Consider the following 1,343-nt stretch of genomic DNA (forward strand, 5'->3'; position numbering starts at 1 on the left):
GAGATGTACGAATTCAAAATCCGGCTAAAAACCAAAACCGGCTATATTGTGAGAACTTTTTGCAACAATCCTGGCGGAGAGGTTACTTTGGAGAGTTACGATGACTTTTTAACGGTTAATGGACATGCTAACACTAACAAAAAGACTACCAACACTAATTTTGCAATTTTGGTTACTCATTCATTCACTCAGCCTTTCAACGACCCTGTAGGTTATGGTTCTTATATCGCAAAGCTTTCCAATATCCTTGCTGGTGGAGACAAGGTTATACTTCAATGTTACGAAGATTTTAAAGGTTCAAAAAGGACGAAAAAATTAGGGCGAGTCGAACCAACATTAGATCCTAAACACTTTATTTTGGGAGATTTGAATCTAGCTCTCCCCAGACGTACTATCGAATCAATAATTGATTTTTTGGAACGATTAGAAACAGTCGTAAGAGGGGTTACTTACCCCGATAATCTTTTATATGGAGCAGAGGTTAAATTTTATGCAAATAAGATAAACAATGATTTCTTTGGAAACGTAAAAATAATTGGAGACTGTAGCGGATGGACCCGTTCGATAACTTATGCTACAAGTCATGGATACCTAATCGCAAAAGAGTTTTAAACGGCTGTATTGACAAAATAATGTTGATATGTTATAATGATTTTTGTGGACTTAGTTAATGGGACGTAGCCAAGCGGCAAGGCGACGGACTTTGACTCCGTTATTCGTAGGTTCGAATCCTACCGTCCCAGCCAAAAAAAGGGAGGTATAACCTCCCTTTTTTATTACGTTTCTATCATTGGATATTCGACGGAGTTGCAACTTGAGATGTATCTGTAGAAGTATTAGAGGTATTATTAGCTTCTTCTATTTCTTTTTGTACACTTTCTATCATACTATCAATATTAGTATAATAGTTAGGATCGATCTTTTTTATTGTTTCCAAATAAGACAATTTAATTTCCTTTAACCCTAATAAATCAGTTAAATCTAATCCAACATCCAATGCTTCTAATTTTGTATCGGTTGCTGCCTGGGTAGCATCTACAACTGTTTGAACATTTACCAAGATTTCAGTGATCTGTTGTTGAAAATATGAAAATAAATATTGGGATCCTAAATAAGAGGCGTATTGTTTTAACTGATCCAACTGTAACTTCGAATAGCTAACCTTTACTTTTGGATCTTGAGGGTTCAACTGATAATAAAGTTGAACTACTGTGTTAGAAGAAGGATACTGTGCATAAAGATCGGCTAATACCTTTTTTAACTTTTCAGTGTAATCTTGTGATTTAGTTTGTAATTCTGCTCTCATAACGCTTGCATCTTCTGTAGTACTTACTCCCAAAGCC

At 35.5% G+C, this 1,343-nt stretch carries 2 protein-coding genes and 1 tRNA gene; 2 read left to right on the plus strand and 1 reads right to left on the minus strand.

Annotation, left to right across the window (positions count from 1 at the left end; translation table 11 throughout):
• Nucleotides 1-612: FAD-dependent protein (locus AA81_RS04030; RefSeq protein WP_342750119.1), on the plus strand; the 612-nt coding region annotated here is incomplete at its 5' end.
• Between the two features lie 59 nt (nucleotides 613-671).
• A tRNA-Gln gene (locus tag AA81_RS04035) sits at nucleotides 672-746 on the plus strand.
• A gap of 41 nt (nucleotides 747-787) precedes the next feature.
• On the opposite strand, the gene AA81_RS14155 is transcribed toward AA81_RS04035, so the two are convergent.
• A partial coding sequence (locus AA81_RS14155) for a hypothetical protein (protein WP_169999604.1) occupies nucleotides 788-1,343 on the minus strand: 556 nt, incomplete at its 5' end.

Source organism: Petrotoga halophila DSM 16923, assembly GCF_002924615.1.